Source organism: Sphingobacterium paramultivorum (assembly GCF_014109745.1).
Taxonomy (GTDB): Bacteria; Bacteroidota; Bacteroidia; order Sphingobacteriales; family Sphingobacteriaceae; genus Sphingobacterium; species Sphingobacterium paramultivorum.
This window is the reverse complement of record NZ_CP058555.1, coordinates 1,395,149-1,417,606: the sequence shown is the minus strand read 5'-3', so window position 1 is coordinate 1,417,606 and position 22,458 is coordinate 1,395,149. Positions and strand designations below refer to the sequence as shown.

Here is a 22,458-nt window from a genome sequence, read left to right as displayed (position 1 = left end):
CATTTTTTATAGGAGCTCGTCAGATTTATGTTATTTTTGAATGTTTAATTAACCGTATGAATAACCTCAAACAGTATATCAGAGACAAAAATTGGGTAGAAGTGCTGAACCACTGTAAAGTGCTCAATCCCGATGAACGTGCAGCAACTATAGCATATTTACATGCCTTGGATATTGATCGCGATATTTTAGCAAAGGATGACAGTAGTTTAGAAGGACCGGCACGACTTGATTTTCATGAGAACCGTCAACAGGTCTACGCCACGCTCAATTTTGCACTTATTGCCTGTACCCGCCAATTTGAGGATATCGCTAAAATTAAACGCTTAAATGGAACTTGGCAATTGTGCCCATTGAGGTCCTACTTAAGCAATCCAACCATTGGCGTAGAACCCTTAATGGCCTTTTATCGGCTTTTTCCGCCCGACTATCTGCATAAGATCGTTAAGGTTTCACAAAAGGAACGTTTCGACGGTATTGATTTCAAGGTACTATGGGCATTTTACCAACAAGGTTGGATCACCTTTGATGAAAGCTATTTTGTTGCTCGTTTGTTGACAGTAGATACGCATGACAGAAATACAGAAGAGGAAGCCGATTTTTTATTGAAAAATCCTGCGGTAATCGACAACGTATTTCTACAATTCCACCGCTATGAAATTCCAGTACTCGACCTTTCCAAATGGGAAGCACGTACGGGATATGTCTGTAAAAAAGTGACTGAATATTGGACCGAAGTCATACAGATCATGCAGGAGAAGGGCTATGTATTTAACCGCGCTATTATTCCAGATTTAATGGAATCCTTACTCAATAACTGGAAGAAGCCACATTTAGATTGGCATATCCGACTTTTGGGCATATTTAATACAACACAACACGATTATCTACAGCAACAACAGCTCTTGTTTTCGCTACTGAATACCTCGAATACAAGCCTTATTAATTTTTCGGTCAGACAGATCAAGACAATCTATAAAATGGAAGGTTTTGATGAAAATGGATTTATTGATCATGTGAGTACTATTTTCCCAAAGGAGAAAATAGAAAAATCACTGCTGCTGTGCCTGGATATCCTCGAACACCTGCTGAAAAAAGAAGAATATAGATCGCTTGACATTTCCGCAGATCTATCCATGCTGTTACTCCAGACTGATTCAAAAGTACAGGAAAAAGGTGCCCAGCTTTTAGTGGAACAGGCTGATCCGGAAGTCCTGAAAGATCTCGTTGAACCCCACCGCACTAATTTAAAACTTAAGACCCTCGAAATTCTCGGCTTGGCGCGGGCGACTCCCTTCGTGGCAGATACCGCCATGGCAGACCCCGCGTTTGAAGAGTTGGCAGAACAACTGGAGCAGGTCACGATTCCTTCAACTTGGGATGCTTTGTTATTTCAGATCGGTCATTTCATCAGAACGAAGTCTGCTCTAGATTTCGACCTCTTCCTCGAAGGGCTGAATCAGTTGCAGAACGATATCCCCAACGACTACAAAAAGCAATTGAAACCCTATTGCAAACAGCTGTTCAGCCGTTTTTGGGACATTGACTACATGCGCTCTTTCGCTGATTTTATGCATTATTGGATTGGCGAAGATAGCGGCGAAAAAACTGGCCATAAAAGTGATAGTATTCCCTTTGCACAGCATAAGCTAGATTGGATGCGACAAAAACTCGTCAGCAACAACAGCTTACCATTTCTGTCGACGCCGAGTCACCTCCCCTTTTACCTGCATCCTAACGTACTGATAAAACGCCTACTCGCGTATGAACAAAAAAAGGTTACCATTGAAATAGAAGATCTAATCGTCGCCTGTAACAGATTGTTATATCAACAAACAGATGAAGAGACCATTCGTCTTGTAAAGACCTTAAAGGGAAATTACGCTTCTGCGATGCAGTACTTTTTGGGAGCTACAGACCAGGTTAAGCCTACAGCAGATGTATTGGCACTCTGGGCTCAGGTAACACGGATCAAACAGCCCGATCAGGTATTTCCGGAATTTGAACATACTTCAGCTAAAAGCTATCCCGCTGTCGTAAATCCATTTGAGATCACATTCGAAATTGTCGTCGACAAAAACGAATACGCAACCTGGCACAGAATATTTCTGGAACACAACTGGAATTATACCTGGTGCCGGCAGGAAGAAACCAAACATTACCCACCGTTATTCTATCATACAGCACCTTTTTCGAGGACATTTCGAGAAGCCATTGCCTTTCAACTCAGCTTAACACCTCAATACATTGGTCCGCTGTTATGCCGTTATATCCCAGACACCGCTTCAGGAAATGAAGTCCCGGACATGGAAAACTGCCTATACCCGATGCAGTTCGTGATGGATAATCGCCTGGAGGTACAGGGCAGCGGATGGCTCTATATTGCTGTTTGTTTATTGTTTGAAAAGAAGATCTCGAGAGATCTGGCGACAGAATATGTGCAGTTTGCGCTTTTAAATAGAAAACAGGATCTTTCCTACCTTGCTGATATCATCGGTAGGTTACTTGCTGCCGGATATGCACCGGTCAATAGGTTTATCGAATATTTAGATCGGCCATTTGTAGCACAGCAGATCAAAGAGTTCCAATTCGTATGTCTGGAAAAAACCATGGAACATCTGGATAACGAACACCTTCCCGTAAACAGCAAGAAATTGGTCGCTCATTATGTTGAGGTTTCGGCCCAACTTCAAAGCGAAGTAAATCCGATATTTTTAAGTAAAGTAAAACGCAAATGAATGTAGACTTTGATTATCTGTATCAACATACTTCTACGATCGCTATCGGGAGTAAGGATAAATCGTTCATCCTGGCGCATTGTTCTGAAATCGAACAGGACAATCAGGTTCCCTGTTTCTTTCATGGCAGCATTATCAATTCATTTGTTGCTTCAAAATGTTTAAGTACACTCGGTAAAACGGTACGTTCTCATTTTGCAATTAGCCCAGATCAGCGCATCAATATGCGCGACCCGATCGTTTCTGTCGGTAATGGCCAGCTTCATTTTGAAGCATTTTCATCCTGCAACAGTGTTTACGCGCGCATTGACGTGCTGCAAACAGGAATTGACGGGGAGTTTATTCAATCTGGCTGTACCAATGTTGATTTTAACGATGTAACGATCCGAGCTTTCAATACCGTTAACCGCACCGATAAATTGATTGTAGGCGTTGGTTCCAATGAGCTGAAAGTCATCACTGCGCGCGCAGAGACTACAGAGAAAAAAGTGAGTCTACCCGATCGCTGGATTAAAGGACTAGGCAATGTCCAAGTCTACTTATCGCAAATGGAACTTGCCTTTCAATTGAACAGAATTGAAGCCTTGCAGCTCTTTAAAGCTATACCTAAAAGCGCGGTTAAGCCCGAATACTTTTTATCTAAATCGGGCAACAGCTATACTTTTTCTGCCGTTGCCAAGCCCAACAGTTTAAAAATAGGTGGCATTCATCGACTCAATCTGATCGAAAACCTCCTTATACATGTAGACAGTGTCTCATTCTATAAACACGAAGATCAGCAAAGTACAGCGGTAGTACTTGATTTTAAGGACATACAAATGCTGTTTCTACTTTCCGAAAGCGTCTATCGCGGTTTTTCTGGTGAAAGTAAGCATATCGAAAACCTGCTTGTTCAACTGCCGGAAGAATGGCTCTTGGGTATCAATAATTATTTTAAAACCAATGAGGTTTTTCAACCTACGCTAGTTTCCATAGAACATGACATTCAGCTCGGCACCATGGAAACCATGCAAGCCTCATTATCCAGTATGGGATTATTGGGTTACGATTTGTGGAGCAACAATTATTTTTACAGAAAGCTTCCATTCAAACTTTCACGCTTAAAACGCTTTAATCCAAGGTTGCAAAATGCCGTTAAGTTGATTGATGAAGATGCAGTGCTGCTCCTGCAGCATGACAAAAATGGTATTAAGGCCGAAGTAAAAGGCAGTGCAGACCTGAGCCATATTGTCGTCGGTAAAGGGAATGATCTACAATGTACCTGTACCTGGTTTACGAATAACAGGACAAATAGAGGCCTCTGCAAACACATCCTGGCAGTAAAGATGAAGCTGAGTGATATTTCGTAACTTGCCATACACCGCAGCATTTTAAAATGGACTGTTTCCTATGTTATTTTTTCAATTTCCAGCACAGATGTCCCCTTTTGTAATGCTCGATCGTTTGATGGTAAATACTAAAATTTAAAAACGATGAAAGAATTTATGCTAATCTTCAGACTAAAGGCCGGCGCTGATTTCAAGCCTTCTCCAGCACAAATGCAGGAGCGTATGAACTGGCTGGCCAGTATCGCTGCTCAGGAAAAATTGGTGGATAAGGGAAAAACACTTTTACCGACGATCGACAGTGGACGACATATATCCGCTGATCAAGTAGTTACCGACGGTCCCTTTACCGAATTAAAGGAATACGTCAGTGGCTTTATTGTGGTGCGGACCGAAAACATTGATGAAGCTGTAGAAATTGCCAAACAGAATCCAATATTTAAAATTGGCGGAAGTATTGAAGTGCGTGAGCTCCTAAAATCCTAATTCCGTTGGAAAAGCCTACATCAACAGCTGAGTTGATACCAGGTCTGTTTCGCGACCTATATTCCAAAATGACGGCTGTATTATGCCGTCATTTTGGATTGTCCGACATCCAGCTTGCGGAAGATATTGCCAGCGATACATTTTTAAAAGCTTCGGAAGTCTGGCCAGTTACCGGCATCCCAGCAAACCCACAGGCCTGGCTCTACACTGTCGCCAAAAACAAGGTAAAAGATTACTTTAAACATAAGGCTGTCTTTGAACTTAAAGTCAAAGACAATATCTTAAAGGAACTGAATGAAAAGACGCTGCCAGACGACATAGACCAACGTACCATTAGCGACAGCCAATTGGCGATGCTATTTGCCATCTGTGACCCGATAATACCCATAGCGGGGCAGATTAGTTTAGCATTGCAGATCTTATGCGGATTTAGTATCCTAGAGGTCGCCCAGGCGCTGCTCACAAATAAAGAAACCATAAAGAAGCGCATATTTAGAGCAAAAACAGCCTTAAGGGATAGCAAATTTGAACTAAAAGAATTATCCGATAGCCAAATAAGCGCTCGCCTAGCCGCAGTATTGAAAACGATATATCTTCTCTTCAACGAAGGATATTATGCTCAACATGAAAATCACATCATTCGAAAAGAACTATGCATGGAGGCCATACGATTAGCTCTCCTGTTGACAGCACATGAAACAACCAACCTGCCACAGACCAACGCTTTAATAGCGTTAATGTGTTACCAAAGCTCGCGGCTTGATGCCCGAATGGATAAGGATGGGGCAATCGTACTTTTTGAACAACAGGATGTGCAACAATGGGATAGCGATATGATCGATCAAGGTAATTTCTACATGGTACAGGCGACCGATACGCAGGAAACCTCCAAATACCATATCGAAGCAGCCATCGCTTATTGGCACACCGTGGTGGATAACCAATCGAAATGGGAATACATTTTAAAATTTTATAATCAGTTGATTCTGATCGAATACTCCCCCGTGACGGCCCTCAACCGGGCATTTGCCTATGCCAAGATGTATGGCACAGAGGCAGGTATCGAGGAAACAAAAAAGCTTAATCTCATTAAAATGTCCCATTATTTTGGATTACTGGGCTACCTCTATCGGGATCTTGACCAAGCCGAAGCAATTGATAACTACACTAAAGCGCTGAATTTAGCTTCTTCATTAACTGAACAGGATGTTTACCAAAAACAAATCCTTGCACTCCAGTGATAATCGATACCAGATCCCAAAGCAAAAGACTTGGGATCTGGGCTAAAAACAACGGTTAAGGTATCAGCTTTATTCCCTTGTTTTGACCTTAGTGTGGAAAGTCAGCCAATATCGCGTTGTAATCGGGTGAAAAATTAGGGAAGACCGTACCTTCTATCCGATACGTCTGGATTTTCGTTATCCCAACATAGGTTCGGAATACAGCAGCTAGATAATCCGCTATGTAGTCTTGTACCGGCGATGAACTTTGCATTCCACCGGAAGCAATAGCCAAATAGACATCTTTGTCCGCGATAAGTCCAACACGATTACCGGTGCCATCATACGTGTAGGTAACACCAAAACGAACCAGTTGATCGATCCATGCTTTAAGGTGAGCAGAAATGCCGAAATTATGCATTGGCGTACTGATGACGAGCATGTCTGCCGCATTAATTCGCTCAATTAAATCATTCGCATAGGCCAATGACTTAATCGAACGATAATTTGGCGTATCTACTGGAGTATAAAATCCCTGAACCATCTCATGGGTATACAAAGGCGGAGGTGTATCAACCAGATCCCATGTGATCACGGATATTGAGCCGTATTTTTTTCTGATACGATCAATAATTTCTTTGCCCAAATTTGTGCTATAGGAGCTGTCTGCTCTTGCACTTGATGTAATGTGTAAAATGGTCTTCATTCGTTTTAACTATTTTACGACTTAACGACCAAGAAAAACAAAAGGGGACACTCCATTCTTCGAAATAACACCCAATCCGAACATCACTCTCGTTCCGATTACCCAATTCAACCTTAACGATGTACCAATCGCGCTCTCTTCTTACATTCCATTATCCGCACTTACCTGTGCCTTATAGCGATCAATCTTTTGGTAAACTTTGTTAAAAAACATTTTCTTGTCCCGTGTTCCGGCCGTATTTAACAACCTGGAATTTTTGAGCTGATGCTGATAGAAATTGAAAGCGTGTCGACAGCTGTCTTTATCATTGGTAATGAAATAGCCCAGCATCGTATGCGGAACGAATAATGACTTTCTGTCGTTATTTCCAACAAGGACGTTATTGTTTAAAATCAATAGCTCATGGTAGTACAGCTGGTACTGGTCATTGTTTGGCACACAACTTTTCTCCAGTGAAAACAGCAGTTCTTTAAGCTGCTCACAGAGCATCTTTCCGTTTTCGGCGGTCAGTAAGCCGGCCTGGGAAAAATAGATGATCTGCTGGAGTGTACTGTTAATTGTGGTATCATTCCAGATCTCTTTCACCCGGATGGACGAATAATAATCATAAAGCTTCTGCCCCCTACTATCGATGGGTGTTTTCGACAAAAAAGATTCGAAAGACAACTCCAAACCGTCTGGACTCAATAAATTGAGCCATACATATTTTTTGAATATGGACAAAAGCCCTGTATTGATGGTATAAAAGATCGGAATATCCTTTGCCGAGTAATACAGGTAAGTCTGAAGATTGGGTTCAAACTCCGTTAACGATTTAAACGAATGCTCCAGATAATTTGACAGATCATTAAAGGACTGGATTTCCGCTGTTTTTTTTACTAAGATGTGATCACTTTGCTGAAATAGCTTATCCAAAGAAAGTGAAAAGCGATTTGCAAGCTGCACCGTCTCTCCTATTGAAAATTTACTCTTCATTGAAATTCTGCGGTGCGCCGCATCATAACTAATATCAAGCGCGTCAGCAATCACCTCAATAAGAGATTTCGAGGGATCAATTTTTCGCTGTATTTCCTGAATCAACTTTTCCTGATACATAAGCCAATTATTTTTTTGCGATAATCACAAAAATAAAAATTTATATTATTGTTTCTCACAATTTTAACTGCGATTATCACAATAACTTTGAAAGACAATACACATTTATTTTATTAAAAGCCAACTATGAAAACCGTATTAAATAAACAAGAGGAATTCGCAAGCCAATTGCCGATCTTGACAAACACCCGCCTAGCGCCATCACTCTTCCAGGGCAACATTGAAAACTTCATCGGTATGAGTCAAATCCCTACAGGCGTCATCGGCCCCCTTAAAGTTCATGGCACTTCAGCCAACGGAAATTACCATATTCCACTTGCCACAACTGAAGGTGCATTGGTTGCATCCTATCACCGCGGATCTAAAGCCTGTTTGCTCGCCGGCGGCATTACATCGATCTGTCTGCAAGAAGGGGTTCAGAGAAGTCCTGTATTCAAATTTGAGAACATCAAGGATTTAAGTCTTTTTGTTTCCTGGTTCCTCGCAGAAAAAGAAAACTTTCAGGAAATCGTCAAACGCACAAGCAGATTTGCTAAGTTAACCGATACCCGCATACAGATTGAAGGCAACCATTTAACCATATCCTTTGAATATTTCACTGCCGATGCGGCTGGCCAGAATATGGTTACCATCTGCACAGAGGCCATCTGCCGGTTTATGATTGACTCTTGTCCTATTAAGCCCAATCACTGGTTTATAGAGGGAAACAGCTCGGGAGACAAAAAAGCGACCGCCGCAGCATTCAATCATGTCAGGGGTAAAAAGGTAACAGCTGAAATAACATTACCGGCCAACATCGTGTCCGAAGTCCTTAAAACTTCAGCCGAGCTGATGGATCGCTATTGGCGTACGTCCACCATGGGTGTTATCCAAAGTGGAGCTATAGGTGCACAGGGGCATTATGCCAATGGATTGGCCGCTTTGTTTTTGGCAACAGGTCAGGATGTCGCCTGCGTCGCCGAAGCGGCAACGGGTATCACGCGAATGGAGCAGAATAAAGACGGATCACTCTATGCAGCCGTGACTTTACCCAATCTTATTGTCGGCACTATCGGTGGTGGAACAGCACTTCCGACCCAAAGAGAGTGCCTGGAAATGATGGACTGTTATGGCGAAGGGAAGGCCATAAAATATGCCGAAATAGCTGCAGCCCTTGCACTCGCCGGAGAATTATCTATTGCCGCGGCCCTTTCGGCAGGTCATTTTACACAGGCACATCAAAAATTAGGCAGAAGAAAATCACTATAAAATGGAAACTAAAAAAGAAAACAGATGGAATGTGCCTAATGCACTTTCCGCCTACCGTATACTGGCATTACCCTTTATCAGCTATGCCCTTTTAACAGCAGACAGGGATCTCTTTATCCTATTGCTGTCCATCAACCTGATTAGCGATATCCTCGATGGATTAATCGCCAGGCTATTTAACCTTCAGACGGAATTTGGCGCCAAAATAGATTCGATCGCAGATATCGGAACATACCTCATGGCATTCATCGGCATGATAACATTGGAAAAAGGATTTGTAATGGCCTATAAAGTCGAATTTATCCTACTTATTGCCCTATGGATTGTTCCCCAGATCTATGCTCTTATCCGATTTAAACGCTTTCCCAGCTTCCATTTATGGTCCTATAAATTAACGGGCTATCTCCAGGGCATATTTATCTTTAGCTATTTTGTATTCGGTTTTAACAGCTTTTATTTCCACCTGATGCTAACCGTAAGTTATTTGGCCTATCTGGAAGAATTGGTCCTCGTGATTATTCTCCCGAAGTTGCAATCCAATCTGAAAAGTATATTCCTTATCCAATTACAAAAAAAAGCTTGATTATGTATGTATTGATGGCGAATATAGTGTTGTTATTTTTTTGCATCGGGGCATTGGTCACAGGCTATCTCAATAAGAATAGTCAAGTTGCGCAAGCCAGAGAACGCTGGTTAAAACTGGGTTTTTACTTCCTGATTTTGATCCTTGTCTTTTTTTCCATTTATATGGACTATGTCAGACTTTTGGCTATTTGCATTGGAATAGTCGGTTTTTACGAAATTGTCAAGGCCCACCTATATTCAGAACGACCACTGCTATTCTTATGTCCCGTAGTGGTCCTTTACGTCGCTCTTATCGCTGCGTTTATAAACTTCGGGCACAGGGCATCGACAGAAAAGGTTTGTTTTATCTATTTTATGGTGGTGATTTTTGATGGATTCAGCCAGCTCTGCGGTCAATTATTCGGCAAAAGAAAACTTATTCCCTCGGTTAGTCCCAATAAAACTGTTGAGGGTCTAATTGGCGCTTTGGTCATTGCCACTGGCACCAGCCTTTTCCTCTTTCCATCCATCGACCTGTCCATCACGCAAACTTTAAAGACCGCCCTTTTTATTTGCTTTTCCGCATTGCTGGGCGATCTATTGGCTTCGTGGTACAAACGAAGCTGTCAAATTAAAGATTACGCCCCCCTCATTCCAGGGCATGGCGGAATACTGGATCGATTTGACAGCTTTATATTCAGCGGAGCCATGTACGGACTAATTTATCTTTAAAAACAAGATTATGAAAAACGATTTAGAGAGTATGCTCCTATTAGGCACCCTTTTCTTGCTGCTATTCGGACTTGCTGAACTATTGTATCAAAAGTTTAAGGTCAAAGCAGAGTTTACCCGAAAACTCGTCCATGTCGGTACGGGGATAATCTGCATGTCATTCCCGATTTTGATTAGCAGCCACTGGTCTGTTTTCATCCTATGCGGATTGTTCACTTTGATTTTATTGCTGTCCATCAAGTTCGATTTATTGAATTCTATCCATGCAATCGACCGAAAATCTGTCGGTAGCCTGGCCTATCCTGCGGCAGTCTATCTTTGCTTTCTCGCACAGATATTGTTGGACAAAGGGTCTATTTTTTATTATTTGCCTTTGCTCACCTTGGCAATATGTGATCCGATGGCAGCATTATCTGGCAAAAAATGGCCTTATGGTTCTTACCGCCTATTTGGTGCGCGAAAAACACTACTAGGGTCCGCAGTGTTCTTTGTATGCGCTTTGATTACCGTGGTTTTAATTGGACACTATATGCAAGAGCCAAGCCTGCACATGAGCGAAATCACCATGATATGTACCCTGGCTCTCGTCGTGACCATAGCCGAAGCATGTAGCAAAGACGGTTACGACAATATAAGCATTCCGGTCAGTAGCATTCTCAGTTTGTATATTCTATTTCCCTGATAACGAACAGTCCAGAAATCTTAATTTCATTTGCAGAGTTATTGAATACGAATGGTATCTCCTACCTTATGCACACGGGGCGCGACGGTTGTGGCTTCACTGTACTATGCTACCTATACCCCGAAAAGAATACCGCTATTATCATCCTTGCAAACGATAGTAGCGGCCAGGACAGATTAGCGGAACTGAAGGATGACATCACACGGACTTGGCTTACCGAATAGCTAGCGTCGCCGTCCAACAACAAATTTGTGCAGTTTTGCTTTTACCTGCTTGCCGGAGCCAATAATAACAACCATAAACCCGCCAAGGATGGCCAGGGCAATGCCGCATTATTTGGCAATCCGATGGGTATAGCCCTGTGGTCAGACCAGTATATTGTCGTCTGTGATAACGACTACAACAATCATTATTATAGTATCCGGGTTGTCAATAGTTATGGTGTAGTGACCACCATTGCTGGTGGCAACAACCCGACCAACAGCAGCAAAGACGGTATCGGCAAAGCAGAACAGTTCAATGGCGTCAATGTCATTGAACTGTTTTTATCCGTCCGCTTTGGGTTTTCTTTTCGCCGATTATTTTATATTTTTGTACATCTTCCAGCAATAATCTAATTTAGTCGGGAACAACCATTATGCAATTTAACTTCGCCTTTGATTCCAGTCCGTTTAAAACCCTGATCGCTTTTCATAAGATTATACCATCCTTTGAAGCAGCGGCCCTATCGCCGGTTGGCTTTCAGGCCAGCTATGCCCGATCGCTGCTGGAAGAAATCAGCAAATACCCCGAACTTATCGATGGGGTCGAAAAAGCAGAAGACCTGCTGCGCTATGAGCCTATTATCAAGGTGCTGCTGGCCGACCTGTTCCCGAGCTCACTGACACATAATGAGATCAAGGCCGTTACCATTCCCTTCCATCTCTATACGTTCAACCATACCGCAAGACTGGAAAAAATATTAGCGGATGCCGGCGATCACTATGAATTTAGCCTTCGTGATATCTCGCCCGATACCTATTATATTCTCAATTGCTGCGTTATCATCAGCCAGTATTATGGCTTTAAAGTGGATGCCATGGATGCCCCCCTCTTTTTGGATATTCCAGACAAGGATAATATCATCCATCATTACCGCGTCCTATTCAATGCCGATTTTATCGATGTCCTTCCGACAGAACGGGCGCTCGATCTTACGGCTGAAGATATTACCGAACTGGTCGACAACTTTTCGGATATTGCCCTATGGAAGTCCAAATTCCCTGAGCAGAGCTGGATCCTGAAAGGCTTTTCCATTATGACGCTTTTTGATGCGACCATTGAAAATGCGGTATCCAGCTTCAAGAGCAATCTGTTGCGCGAAAAAAGCGCTGTCCAGCTGGCAGAAATAGAAAGCATTTTCAGGTCGATTTATAAAATAAATGATCTGCGCATCGGATTGACCTCCTTTGAAAAGGTCAGGAACGAGTACAACTTACGGATTGTCGAAAAACAGCTGTACAGTCATCTGCTTTACGACTCGACGATCGAGGAATGTGAAAACATGCTCTGCAGCGAGACCTTGGAAAACCTGCTCACCAAGGACGAATATTTTGTTGTACCGGATATTGACAAGCTGCCACTGGATGATCCAAAGCAGGCCTATTTTATCAACAAGCTCAAGCAGCAAAAGGTGAAGAGCTTTATTTTTGTTCCCCTGGTCGAAGGCGACAAAGTGCTGGGTCTACTGGAAATGTCCTCATCCAAGGTGCGGGAACTCAATTCGGTCAATGCCAACAAGCTCAACTTCATCTTGCCCTTTATCAAAGATAAAGTATCGAAAGCCTTTGCCGAAACTGAAAATCAGATCGAAGCGGTGATCCAAAAGGAATATACCGCTATACACCCGAGTGTTAAATGGCGGTTTCAGGAAGAAGCCATGCATTTCCTCAACGACCGCGCCTTTGGAAAAGACTATGCCCTGCAGGAAATCGTCTTTGACCATGTTTATCCGCTCTATGGGCAGATCGACGTACAGGGCTCCTCAGAATCCCGCAATCAGGCCATCCGTCAGGACCTGATCAATCAGAGCAAGGAACTGATCGCATTGTTCACAGCAGTCAACCAAACGCAGCGATTACCGCTCTTTGAGCAGAAGGTCTTCGACCTGGAAAGAAACCTGACGACGCTGCAGCAAGCGCTGCTGACGGATACGGAACAGCTTATGCTCGATTATTTTAACCAGGATATTCACCCTATTTTGGAGAATTTCAGGAAAAACAACAAAAATAGCGTCGCCACCGAAGCCATCGACCGCTATTTTGAGCGGATCAACCTCTCTATCGGCGGTTTTTACGAGGCCCGACAGGATTATGACAACTCTATCACGCTGATCAACAAAAAGCTGGTGGCCATCCTCGACGAAAAGCAGGTAGAAGCCCAAGAATACTTTCCTCATTATTACGAGCGCTACAAGACAGATGGTATCGAGCACAACATGTATATCGGGGCCTCCATCGCTCCCGGTCGGAATTTTGAGCTCTACTACCTACGCAATTTACGGCTATGGCAGCTGCAGGTGATGTGTGCGATGGAACGCGAGTTTAGGCAGCTCCAGCCCGCCCTTCCGCATCAGCTGGAGGTGACCTCATTGGTGCTGGTCTTTGCCACCCCCATTTCCATCCGCTTTCGCATGGACGAGAAGCAGTTCGATATCGACGGCTCCTACAATGTGCGCTACGAGATTGCCAAGAAACGCATTGATAAAGCCAAGATCAAGGGCTCGACGGAGCGCATCACACAAAAAGGCAAACTGGTTATTGTCTACTCCAATGTACATGAAGAAACAGAATATCTGGGATACATCAACCTACTACAGCACAAAGGATTACTAGACGATAATATCGAGCAGTTTGAGGTGGAAGATCTGCAGGGACTAGTTGGCCTGAAAGCGATCCGTGTGGGATTCAACTTTCAAGATCTGCACTAAAGTAATTCCTGGTGTTCCATCAGGTAGGCCAATGCCTCACGTACGGCTTCCTCGCTGCTTTTTGGATTAAAGCCGAGTTCCGTGCGCGCTTTGCTGATGTTAAAATCCTGTTGCAGCCCCGAAAACATCGCAATATCTTTGGTGGTGATCACCGGAGCTTTCCCTTGCAGCCGTGCCGCAAATTGCATCAGGCCGGCAATCGTATAAAGTACTATTTTGGGAACAGCTGCCGGAATCTTGAGCTGAAGTTGTGGATATAGCTTTTGTGCCAGCCGGGTCGTATCACTAATACTCATGCACTTTTCATTGGCGAGGATATAGCGTTCTCCCGGTTTTCCGTGTAGGGCGGCAAGGTAGCAGCCCTCGGCGACATCTTTGACGTCTACCCAATTGAGGGATATCCCCGTATCGACAGGAATCTGCCTGGTCAGAATAAGGCGTAGCACATCGTACGATACATTGAGGGGCAGAGCGGCTTCGCTGCCGATCATGGCACCGGGCATGACCGACACGAGTTCGATCCCCAATTCACGTGCTAGCTGAAAGGCTAACTTTTCGCCATCGTTTTTGGAATTGTAATAGGCATCCCTCCGGTCGGGGTTATAGCCATTGCTCTCCCTTGTGGGGGTATGCGTATAATCCAGTGCAGCGATGGAACTTACATAGATGATTTTTTTGACGCCTGCCGCCGCCGCGGCTTCGATGGTATTGCGGGTCCCCTGCATATTCACGTCGTAGATTTCCTTTTGCGGATCCCGGGCCCATAGTTTAAAAGCTGCGCCCACGGCATAGAAGGTATCCACTCCCTGCAACGCCCTTGTAAAAGAAGCCTTATCGGTGATATCTGCCGCCACAAGCTCGCAGGGCAAATCTTGTAGTGCAGCGCTATTGTCGAGATTTCGCACAGAAGCGCGTACCTGAAAACCCCGTGAAAGTAATAGTCTCACCAAGTTGTTGCCCAGGTGCCCATTTGCGCCCGATACCAGTACCAATTTTTTTGTTGTCATGTGTCTGATTTTAAATGATAGCACAAAGTTCTGCTTTGACCATTCAAAACCAGTTCACAAATGTTACCTAATGATCTGTTTGCGGATACGGCTCAAACTTTTGGGGTTCATGCCGAGGAAGGATGCGATATATTGCATGGGTACGTTGTGCAGCAGATCTGGCTGTTCGGCCATGAGCTTGAGGTAGCGTTTTTCGGCCGTAAGCGTGGCTAGCTCTTTCGATCTCTTCTCATTGTAGCTTAAGGCCTGCTGAAACACATACATACTAAAATCTTTAAATGCAGACGATTGTGCAGTTAGCATATCGAGGTTTGCTTTGGTGATACGCAGCAGTTCGCAGTCGGTGATGCTTTCCAGGTTTTCTTCGGAACGCGTCTGATTGCTAAAATTCTGGTAAGAGCATATAAATCCCGGGGGACAGTTGATATGTGTCGTCAGTTCGTCGCCTTTATCGTTGTAATGGAACAGACGTACAAAGCCCGACACAACGAAATAGAGGTAAGCCGGTACCTTTCCCTCCTCTTCGATGATCTGATGTTTGGCATAGCGCACTGGCTCCATATAGTTCTTACACAGATCAATTTCTGGCTCCGATAACTTGCTGTGTTGTTTGATAAGCTGAATAAACTTTGCGTGCATTGTATCTATTTTATTCGTGCCCCTCACCCTTGCGCTATGTACATTCCTAATGCTTTGCGCGTGATATTGCATCCGGGGAAACGTTTCGTTGACTAAACAAATATACTAAAAGCGATTAACATACTAATAAAATTAGTAGACAAATATCAATTTATTGAAATAAATACTTGATTTGAATCACGATTTGAAAAAGCAAAGTCACGCTTTGCGAGAGCCTTTTATGAAGCAGTGGATATTGCTTCATAACAAATAACGCAGCCCGGGGGCTGCGTCATTGAAAAAATAGTCTTTGCGAAATGCCGCTTAGGGTTTGCGGTTGCCTACCCTCACCGGTCTGTCTGGTTTATACTCATCCCAGCCCTTAGACCGCAAATGATATACGTTATCCAAAATTATTTATCTCTTTCGTTACGGTGCAGATGGGGTTGTTTGCCGGTATGTTTCTTGATGAAACTTCTGAAATTTGCGACATTACTAAAACCTATTTCGAAAGAAATCTGCGAAATGGATAAATTCGAATGTCTGATCAAACGAATAGCCTCCCCGATTACAATTCCAGAAATAAATGCTTTTGCAGATTTCCCGCTATTCGCTGCGCAGAGCTCGGAAAGCCTTCTGCTTGTAAGTTTTAATTTATTGGCATAAAAACTGACTGAGGTACTTTCACGATAATACTTGTATACCAAAATGTTAAAGCTGTTAAACACGATTTGTTCCGATGAACTGCACAGCTTTGATAGGATCCCCTGAAGAGAGAGCCTGTAATGCCCTTCAAGCAAAATTGACTCGACACAGTGATGAGCGACCAGATCCAATATTTCCGGTCCCTGTACCCGCGCCATTTTTATGCGTTCAATAATAGCCGTATCAAAATAGACCTGATTTCCCATTTTACCCTCAATCTGTATGGCATTCTGAATGCCATAGAACAATATGGAGTTGAGAATCTTCACGTCGGATTTCGATCTCAGATAAAACGCTGCGGTAAATGATAGCACATAGCCCCCTATTGGCGCATCGTTCATGAATTTGATTCGCTTTCTCGGCCCTACAAATAGTAGCTGTCCGCTATCCAGCGTATAAAACTCCCTATTTACAGCAATGACGATCGGTTCATCTATTTTTATGATGTAATAAGTATCACTTGCTATATCACTTTCGGTTTGTTGGAATTCGGCGAGTGTACAAATCCCAAAATCCTGTAGCCCTATTTCTAGGTCCTTACTATTCATCATCGTCTTGATAAGCGTTTATACAGTTATCAGCACTAAAACCTCCTGCAGTTCATCTTCACTTGTCTGAGATCATAAGCTGATCCTGTTTGGAACCCAAATCGGATTGGAAGCTGTGCTATGTTATCATGCGCTGTTATCTGTGTATCAAAAGACAGTCAGCTTTGACTGCCTTTTGCCTACATATTTTATCTTGTGGTATACCCGCCATTGGCGAAAATAGTCTGTCCGGTTATCCACCAGCCATCAGTTACCAGAAACTCAATCAGTGGTGCAATGTCCTTAATATCGGTAAGTCCACCCAGTGCAGACGCCGACTTGTGATAGGCTACAGCATCTTCAGATTCCTGTCCGTAGAAGAAAGGTGTATCCATCGGACCAGGAGCTACCGCCGTAACTGAAATTCCGCGCGGTCCAAATTCCTTAGACGCAGCCCTTGTAAAATGTTCTACAGGAGCTTTCATTCCCGCATATGTCGAATAAAGGCCTGTATAGGCTGCTAATAAAGACGTAACGACAGTGCAGATTTTGCCGTTATCATTGATCCGCTTGCCGGCTTCGAGAATAAAAAAATAAGCGACCTTCGAATTAATATCACTCATGCTGTCGTACTCAAGCTCTGACGTCTCTACAAACGGTTTTTTCAGTACTTTACCGACCGTATTGATTGCGATATCAACCTTACCGAACTTTTCTTCGGCTTTGTCAAATAGCGCTTTTATATTTGATAGCTGTGTAAGGTCGCCCTGGACAAGCAGTCCCTCGGCACCAAACGCCTGTACATCCGACAATGTTTTTTCTGCCTCGGCTCTTGTGCTCTCACTATTGTAGTGAATGACAAGCTTTGCTCCTTGTGCCGCAAAATCCCGGCTCAACAGCCCCCCTAAGTTTTTCGCACCACCTGCGATCAAAACTACTTTTCCATTTACTTCTTGATTTGCCATAAATTTGAAAATTTGAATCCATCGCCCACTGATTTGCCGTGGATGCGCTGGATTACAGGTTTAGATTCTATCAGCGCTTATTCTGGCCTCTCAAAGCTATTTTACCCCGCTAGAATCTCTCAAACCAAATATCAATAATTGAGCTGCCAATCAAAAAAAACAGGGTTTCACAATGCTATCACACTTATCAAAATAGCAGGTAGTCCCGTGGTTATCAATCCATATACTTCGATAGCTAGAAAGAGTAGCTCGGTCGAAGTGATTTTCATTAAACACTTAACTAATCTGATCTGAGGATTAAACAGTTAACTAACCCGATCTGAGGTTGAAACGGAAATATAACGTCCGGAAATATCAAAAAAAAGGACCCCCCGTTGAGGTGGCCCCTGATTAATTGATTAATTGTGTGCGTAAATTATAGCCATTGCGTAAATTATCGCTATTTTACCTGCAGGATCGAACGCTGGTGACTAAAGTTTTCCAGACTGAATCTGCCGTGATATTTTCCCATTCCCGAAGCACCTACGCCACCGAAAGGAAGGTAATGCGATCCGACGTGGATCAATGTACTATTGATCTCCGCATCGCCACTGGTGGTTCTTGCGATCACATCATCTGCAAATTGTTGACTTTCAGAAAACACGTACAGCGCCAATGGTTTGGGTCTGCTATTGATCTCTTTCAGTACTTCATCAATATTGCTGTAAGCTAAAATAGGAAGGATCGGACCAAAAATTTCCTGCTGCATCACCGCATCATTCCAGTTGACATCGTCCATCAAAGTTGCTTCAAAATGGCGCGTTTCCAAATCATATTTTCCCCCATAAATAACTTTTTCGGGAGCGGCATCCAGGTATCCCGCTAAATTCCCGATCTGATGCTGGCTTACAATCTTGCCGATTTTCCCTAAAGATTCGTCGTTGTATGTAGCTTTAAGATAAGATTTTAACTGTTCGATAAAGGCGCCCTTCACAGATTCATGCACATAAACGTAATCCGGAGCAACACAGGTCTGTCCGCAATTGATCCATTTGCCGGCAGAAATGCGCTGAACTGCTTTTTCGATGTCCGCATCATGGTGCACGATCGTTGGGGATTTCCCCCCCAGTTCCAGTGTAAGCGGAATCAGTTGTTCGGCAGCGGCTTTCATGACAATTTTGCCAACATTCGGACTTCCCGTAAAAAAGATGTAATCAAAAGGAAGGCTCAATAGATAGGTATTTTCTTCAATAGCGCCCTGAAAAACGGCAACATATTTTTCATCAAAAGCTTCGCTAACAATATCTTCAATAACCTGGGCAACATGGGGCGTGTTTTCAGAAGGTTTGATGATAGCCGTATTTCCGGCCATCAGGGCACCGATCAGCGGACTAAAAGTCAACTGCACCGGGTAATTAAAGGGACCTATGATATAGTTTACACCGTAGGGCTCATAAATGTACTTACTGATGACTTCCGCTCCCGAAGCATGCGGTTTTGATTTGACATAGGTTGGTTTTGCCCATTCTTCCATATTTTCGATCATATCGTCGAGTTCATCGAGAACAATCTGAACTTCGACGTACTCTGCTTCTGCCCTGCTTTTTCCAAGATCGATATTCACTGCTTCACAGATCGCATCCGTATAACTCGCAAAAACTTTACGGAAATTTTGCAACTGTCTTTTACGGAATGTGATTTCCTTCGTTGCTTGCGTGCCGAAAAAGTCTTTCTGTTTTTCGAATACTTCTTTTATTCTGTTTTTAATTTCTGTAGTCATTTGTTTGTGATTTTATGCATTTTAAAACACGCATAGCGCATAAAGTGTTTGTTTTAATAAAGTAAAAGTGTCTAGCGTGTTTATATCTTGTAGACCAAGATTACGGTGCTTTGATACAAAACAAAGGTAAAATAATTTTATATTGTGCAAAACATAATATTGTCATATATATTAGCTGAAACCTGTATTTATAGCACAATTTAACGTTATTATTACCCTTGCAGAGTACGTAATTTTACCCATTCAAAACTGGACTGTAATACCTATTTTAGGCTCATTAATAAAATTTTCTATCTGAAAGATCTATGGCGGACATCAATACCATTGAAGGGTTGCAACAGGAAAACCGGAAGCTGAGGAACAGCGTTTCCGAACTGTCTGAATTTATTGACAAAGCCTCCCTATCCCTGCATTGGGTCAACAGCGAAGGGATTATCATCTGGGCCAATCAGGCAGAACTTGATCTGCTCGGTTATACTCCACAGGAATATATCGGTAAGCCGATCAGGAACTTTCACGCCGACCAGGAGATCATTGCGGATATCTTGCAGATGCTTGCCGCAGATCAGCGCATTATCGACCGCCGCGCGACACTCATTTGCAAGAACGGTGATCTGAAGTATGTCAACATCAATTCGAGCGCACTGATGAAAGACTCGGAGTTTGTTCACTCCATGTGCTTTACCAAAGACATCACCGAAGCTGTTCTGGCTGAACAAAAGAAAGATAAACTCACAGCGATGTTGGGGGAAAAGGAAGAACGCCTGCGGCTTGCCATTGTCTCTTCAGGAATGGGTACCTGGGACTGGGATTCAGCATCTGCAAAGGTCAGTATTTCCGAACGTTCGCAACATATATTAGGCCTGCCCAATGAGTTATGCCGTAAAGAACAACTTATCGACCTTGTACATCCCGAAGACAGGCCTACGATCTTTAAACAGATTCAAGAGCTAAGTGAGCGTAAAACTGACGGCCATTTTGATTTTACCTGTCGGATCATTAACGGCTACAATGGTCTAATTGCTTTTATCCGGGTACAGGGATCGGCCTATTTTAGTAGAAGCGAACATGCCGGAAGAATAATCGGTACAATCATAGATATAACAGACCAGAAAATAGCGGTCGAAAGAAGCGCGGAACTGGTGGCGATCGTAAATTCATCCTATGATGCAATAATCGGAAAGACTTTGCAAGGAATCATCACAAGCTGGAATGCAGCAGCCGAAAAGCTCTTTGGGTATTCTTCAAAGGAAATGGTCGGTCAGTCTATATTAAAATTGATCCCTGAAGAAAGACATGCGGAAGAAAATTACATTCTGGAGCGTCTTTGCCGAGGACATTCCATAAAGCATTTTGAGACAGTGCGTAGGACAAAATCAGGCAAACTGATCGATTTATCATTGACGATATCCCCTATAAAAAATGATTTGGGAGAAATCATCGGAATTTCCAAGATCGCCAGGGATATCACAGCGAAAAAGCAAGAAGAGCATCGCAAAAATGTCTTTATCTCTATGGCCAGCCATGAACTCAAGACACCGCTGACAAGTGTCCTGTTGAGTGCACAAATTATGCAGCAACATAAAGAACTGTTCGGGGAAAAGAGCGCGGCGATGGGATCAAAAATCGAAAACCAGGTAAAAAAGATGATGCTTATGATCGGCGATTTCCTCAGTGTTGCAGAAGTTGAACAGGGAAAACTACAGCTCAATAGATCATCTTTCAACCTAAGGGAACTGATGCGAGACTGCATAGCAGATCTTGGTACACATAACCACCGCATTGAACTGAGCTGCGATGCCTCCAGCGAACTTTTCGCAGACCGGCCAAAGATAGACCAGGTGTTGGGGAACCTATTGAGCAATGCCGTGAAATATTCTCCTAAGGGTGGCACAATAACTATCGGCGCGGAAAGCGTCGACGGAAAAATTCGCATTTTTGTACGCGATCAGGGATTAGGCATTGAAAAGAAACATCAGAAAAATTTATTCAAGGCTTTTTATCGCGTAGATAATCTGAACACCTCTTATATATCAGGATTTGGCATTGGCCTGTATATCGTGGCTGAAATATTGCGCTGCCATGGCACAAGGATCCAGCTTGAAAGCGAGAAGGATAAAGGATCAACGTTTTACTTTGACTTAAACATCCCTCTAAATTCCAGTGGCGTCTGAGCCGTTTTCTTTTTGAACAGTTTGCTGAAACTTTGTGCATGCTCAAAACCCAGTTCGTAAGCAATTTCATTTACGGTAAGTTGTGTCGTTGATAATTTCTCTTTTGCCCGCTCAATAAGTTTATGGTGGATATACTGCTGCGTGCTCTGGCCAATGAGCGAGCGTAGCATATCGCTTAGATAACCCGCAGACACATTCAACTGCTCCGAAAGAAAATGGACCGTTGGAACTCCCTGAATTACCGAATGATCATGATCCAGATAATCATCCAACAGCGCTTCTGCCTTCATTAGAATATCATTGTTTATATTTCTTCGCGTAATGAACTGCCGCTTGTAAAACCGGTTGACGTAGCTCAGCATTAACTCCACCTGCGATATAATGACTTCTTGGCTAAATTCGTCTATCCGATTGTCAAGTTCATTTTTCATGAAATTCAAGATCGCTATCATCGTTTCTCTTTCCTGATCAGATAGATGTAACGCTTCATTCACAGAATAGGAAAAATAGCCGTACTTCCTAATTTTATGGGCTAAAGCGGAACCCAGAAAAAAGTCAGGATGGATCAGCAGCAGATAAGCATAGGTATCCCTATTATATTCTGTGCTGCCCACCAATTGATTGGGCGCAAAGAAAAGCATACTTCCTTCATTAAAATCATAGTACCCCCTGCCGTACTTGAGTTTTCCGCTGTTTTTTGTTATAAAAGTTATCTTGTAGAAACTCAGGACATCGTATATTGGAGCCATAGCGGTATTGAATGGATTATCCTGATTGAAATGGACCAGGCTAATCAGGGGATGCTGCGGTTTTGGTAGGCCAAAAGCTTCGTGACTCTCGGATATAGATATAAAGCGTTTTAACTTATCCTCTTTCTTTTTCATACACTAAATTTATAAAAAAACCTCTAGCTTGTAGCTAAAGGTCTTCCTTTGTGTA

Annotated in this window: 19 protein-coding genes; 11 read left to right on the top strand and 8 right to left on the bottom strand. The window is 43.1% G+C overall.

Annotated features, from left to right (window positions below):
* Positions 1 to 56 precede the first annotated feature (56 nt).
* The 4 genes from HS960_RS06070 to HS960_RS06055 all read left to right on the top strand — a co-directional run bounded on the left by HS960_RS06070 (position 57) and on the right by HS960_RS06055 (position 5,790).
* Entirely contained in the window at positions 57 to 2,738 is a 2,682-nt protein-coding gene (locus HS960_RS06070; protein ID WP_182331826.1) for a DUF6493 family protein, read from the top strand.
* Positions 2,735 to 4,087 carry an SWIM zinc finger family protein gene (locus HS960_RS06065; RefSeq protein ID WP_182331824.1) on the top strand — a complete coding sequence of 451 codons (1,353 nt, stop codon included), beginning with the start codon at positions 2,735 to 2,737 and terminating at the stop codon, positions 4,085 to 4,087. The genes HS960_RS06070 and HS960_RS06065 overlap by 4 nt, the downstream gene beginning before the upstream one ends.
* 123 nt (positions 4,088 to 4,210) lie before the next feature.
* Positions 4,211 to 4,549, top strand: a complete 339-nt coding sequence (locus tag HS960_RS06060) for a YciI family protein (RefSeq protein WP_182331822.1) — start codon at positions 4,211 to 4,213, stop codon at positions 4,547 to 4,549.
* Positions 4,550 to 4,554: 5 nt separating this feature from the next.
* Complete coding sequence (locus HS960_RS06055) at positions 4,555 to 5,790, top strand: RNA polymerase sigma factor (RefSeq protein WP_228280220.1); 1,236 nt, start codon at positions 4,555 to 4,557, stop codon at positions 5,788 to 5,790.
* Positions 5,791 to 5,878: 88 nt separating this feature from the next.
* Here the strand turns inward: HS960_RS06055 and HS960_RS06050 are convergent, their stop codons facing one another.
* Positions 5,879 to 6,475 (bottom strand): FMN-dependent NADH-azoreductase, encoded by a 597-nt coding sequence (locus HS960_RS06050; RefSeq protein WP_182331820.1) that lies wholly within the window; start codon positions 6,473 to 6,475, stop codon positions 5,879 to 5,881.
* A gap of 141 nt (positions 6,476 to 6,616) precedes the next feature.
* Positions 6,617 to 7,570, bottom strand: coding sequence for a hypothetical protein (locus HS960_RS06045; RefSeq protein ID WP_182331818.1), 954 nt, complete (start codon positions 7,568 to 7,570; stop codon positions 6,617 to 6,619).
* Positions 7,571 to 7,696: 126 nt separating this feature from the next.
* On the opposite strand from HS960_RS06045, the gene HS960_RS06040 reads away from it, so the two are divergent.
* The 6 genes from HS960_RS06040 to HS960_RS06015 all read left to right on the top strand — a co-directional run bounded on the left by HS960_RS06040 (position 7,697) and on the right by HS960_RS06015 (position 13,764).
* Positions 7,697 to 8,818: a hydroxymethylglutaryl-CoA reductase gene (locus HS960_RS06040; RefSeq protein ID WP_182331816.1), complete on the top strand. Its 1,122-nt coding sequence runs from the start codon at positions 7,697 to 7,699 to the stop codon at positions 8,816 to 8,818.
* A gap of 1 nt (position 8,819) precedes the next feature.
* Positions 8,820 to 9,401 carry a CDP-alcohol phosphatidyltransferase family protein gene (locus HS960_RS06035; protein WP_182331814.1) on the top strand — a complete coding sequence of 194 codons (582 nt, stop codon included), beginning with the start codon at positions 8,820 to 8,822 and terminating at the stop codon, positions 9,399 to 9,401.
* Positions 9,402 to 9,403: 2 nt separating this feature from the next.
* Positions 9,404 to 10,114, top strand: coding sequence for a phosphatidate cytidylyltransferase (locus HS960_RS06030; RefSeq protein ID WP_182331812.1), 711 nt, complete (start codon positions 9,404 to 9,406; stop codon positions 10,112 to 10,114).
* A 10-nt stretch (positions 10,115 to 10,124) separates the two neighbouring features.
* On the top strand, positions 10,125 to 10,796 hold the full coding sequence (locus HS960_RS06025; protein WP_182331810.1) for a diacylglycerol/polyprenol kinase family protein: 672 nt from the start codon (positions 10,125 to 10,127) through the stop codon (positions 10,794 to 10,796).
* Between the two features lie 251 nt (positions 10,797 to 11,047).
* Positions 11,048 to 11,413 carry an NHL repeat-containing protein gene (locus tag HS960_RS06020; RefSeq protein ID WP_153848190.1) on the top strand — a complete coding sequence of 122 codons (366 nt, stop codon included), beginning with the start codon at positions 11,048 to 11,050 and terminating at the stop codon, positions 11,411 to 11,413.
* Between the two features lie 20 nt (positions 11,414 to 11,433).
* Positions 11,434 to 13,764 (top strand): GAF domain-containing protein, encoded by a 2,331-nt coding sequence (locus tag HS960_RS06015; RefSeq protein ID WP_153848191.1) that lies wholly within the window; start codon positions 11,434 to 11,436, stop codon positions 13,762 to 13,764.
* Here the strand turns inward: HS960_RS06015 and HS960_RS06010 are convergent.
* The 5 genes from HS960_RS06010 to mdlD form a co-directional block, all read right to left on the bottom strand.
* Positions 13,761 to 14,771 carry an NAD-dependent epimerase/dehydratase family protein gene (locus HS960_RS06010; RefSeq protein WP_153848192.1) on the bottom strand — a complete coding sequence of 337 codons (1,011 nt, stop codon included), beginning with the start codon at positions 14,769 to 14,771 and terminating at the stop codon, positions 13,761 to 13,763. The two genes, HS960_RS06015 and HS960_RS06010, sit on opposite strands and share 4 nt — an antisense overlap.
* A gap of 63 nt (positions 14,772 to 14,834) precedes the next feature.
* Positions 14,835 to 15,410: a Crp/Fnr family transcriptional regulator gene (locus tag HS960_RS06005; protein ID WP_153848193.1), complete on the bottom strand. Its 576-nt coding sequence runs from the start codon at positions 15,408 to 15,410 to the stop codon at positions 14,835 to 14,837.
* Between the two features lie 392 nt (positions 15,411 to 15,802).
* Positions 15,803 to 16,645 carry a helix-turn-helix domain-containing protein gene (locus tag HS960_RS06000; protein WP_182331808.1) on the bottom strand — a complete coding sequence of 281 codons (843 nt, stop codon included), beginning with the start codon at positions 16,643 to 16,645 and terminating at the stop codon, positions 15,803 to 15,805.
* A gap of 185 nt (positions 16,646 to 16,830) precedes the next feature.
* A complete protein-coding gene (locus HS960_RS05995) occupies positions 16,831 to 17,586 on the bottom strand; it encodes an SDR family oxidoreductase (RefSeq protein WP_182331806.1) in 756 nt (251 codons plus the stop codon).
* A gap of 439 nt (positions 17,587 to 18,025) precedes the next feature.
* Entirely contained in the window at positions 18,026 to 19,345 is a 1,320-nt protein-coding gene (gene mdlD, locus HS960_RS05990; protein WP_153848196.1) for an NAD(P)-dependent benzaldehyde dehydrogenase MdlD, read from the bottom strand.
* Positions 19,346 to 19,650: 305 nt separating this feature from the next.
* Here mdlD and HS960_RS05985 point away from each other — a divergent pair, with 305 nt between their 5' ends.
* A complete protein-coding gene (locus HS960_RS05985; RefSeq protein ID WP_153848197.1) occupies positions 19,651 to 21,519 on the top strand; it encodes a PAS domain-containing sensor histidine kinase in 1,869 nt (622 codons plus the stop codon).
* On the opposite strand, the gene HS960_RS05980 is transcribed toward HS960_RS05985, so the two are convergent.
* Complete coding sequence (locus HS960_RS05980) at positions 21,477 to 22,403, bottom strand: helix-turn-helix domain-containing protein (protein ID WP_182331804.1); 927 nt, start codon at positions 22,401 to 22,403, stop codon at positions 21,477 to 21,479. The two genes, HS960_RS05985 and HS960_RS05980, sit on opposite strands and share 43 nt — an antisense overlap.
* Between the last annotated feature and the right edge of the window lie 55 nt (positions 22,404 to 22,458).

Bases quoted from the DNA above. Each gene is read 5' to 3' on its own strand.
- HS960_RS06025 (WP_182331810.1), top strand. From the start codon at position 10,125: ATGAAAAACGATTTAGAGAGTATGCTCCTATTAGGCACCCTTTTCTTG.
- HS960_RS06065 (WP_182331824.1), top strand. From the start codon at position 2,735: ATGAATGTAGACTTTGATTATCTGTATCAACATACTTCTACGATCGCT.
- HS960_RS06005 (WP_153848193.1), bottom strand. From the start codon at position 15,410: ATGCACGCAAAGTTTATTCAGCTTATCAAACAACACAGCAAGTTATCG.
- HS960_RS06000 (WP_182331808.1), bottom strand. From the start codon at position 16,645: ATGATGAATAGTAAGGACCTAGAAATAGGGCTACAGGATTTTGGGATT.
- HS960_RS06050 (WP_182331820.1), bottom strand. From the start codon at position 6,475: ATGAAGACCATTTTACACATTACATCAAGTGCAAGAGCAGACAGCTCC.
- HS960_RS05995 (WP_182331806.1), bottom strand. From the start codon at position 17,586: ATGGCAAATCAAGAAGTAAATGGAAAAGTAGTTTTGATCGCAGGTGGT.
- HS960_RS06010 (WP_153848192.1), bottom strand. From the start codon at position 14,771: ATGACAACAAAAAAATTGGTACTGGTATCGGGCGCAAATGGGCACCTG.
- HS960_RS05985 (WP_153848197.1), top strand. From the start codon at position 19,651: ATGGCGGACATCAATACCATTGAAGGGTTGCAACAGGAAAACCGGAAG.
- HS960_RS06060 (WP_182331822.1), top strand. From the start codon at position 4,211: ATGAAAGAATTTATGCTAATCTTCAGACTAAAGGCCGGCGCTGATTTC.
- HS960_RS06045 (WP_182331818.1), bottom strand. From the start codon at position 7,570: ATGTATCAGGAAAAGTTGATTCAGGAAATACAGCGAAAAATTGATCCC.
- HS960_RS05980 (WP_182331804.1), bottom strand. From the start codon at position 22,403: ATGAAAAAGAAAGAGGATAAGTTAAAACGCTTTATATCTATATCCGAG.
- HS960_RS06035 (WP_182331814.1), top strand. From the start codon at position 8,820: ATGGAAACTAAAAAAGAAAACAGATGGAATGTGCCTAATGCACTTTCC.
- mdlD (WP_153848196.1), bottom strand. From the start codon at position 19,345: ATGACTACAGAAATTAAAAACAGAATAAAAGAAGTATTCGAAAAACAG.
- HS960_RS06015 (WP_153848191.1), top strand. From the start codon at position 11,434: ATGCAATTTAACTTCGCCTTTGATTCCAGTCCGTTTAAAACCCTGATC.
- HS960_RS06040 (WP_182331816.1), top strand. From the start codon at position 7,697: ATGAAAACCGTATTAAATAAACAAGAGGAATTCGCAAGCCAATTGCCG.
- HS960_RS06030 (WP_182331812.1), top strand. From the start codon at position 9,404: ATGTATGTATTGATGGCGAATATAGTGTTGTTATTTTTTTGCATCGGG.
- HS960_RS06070 (WP_182331826.1), top strand. From the start codon at position 57: ATGAATAACCTCAAACAGTATATCAGAGACAAAAATTGGGTAGAAGTG.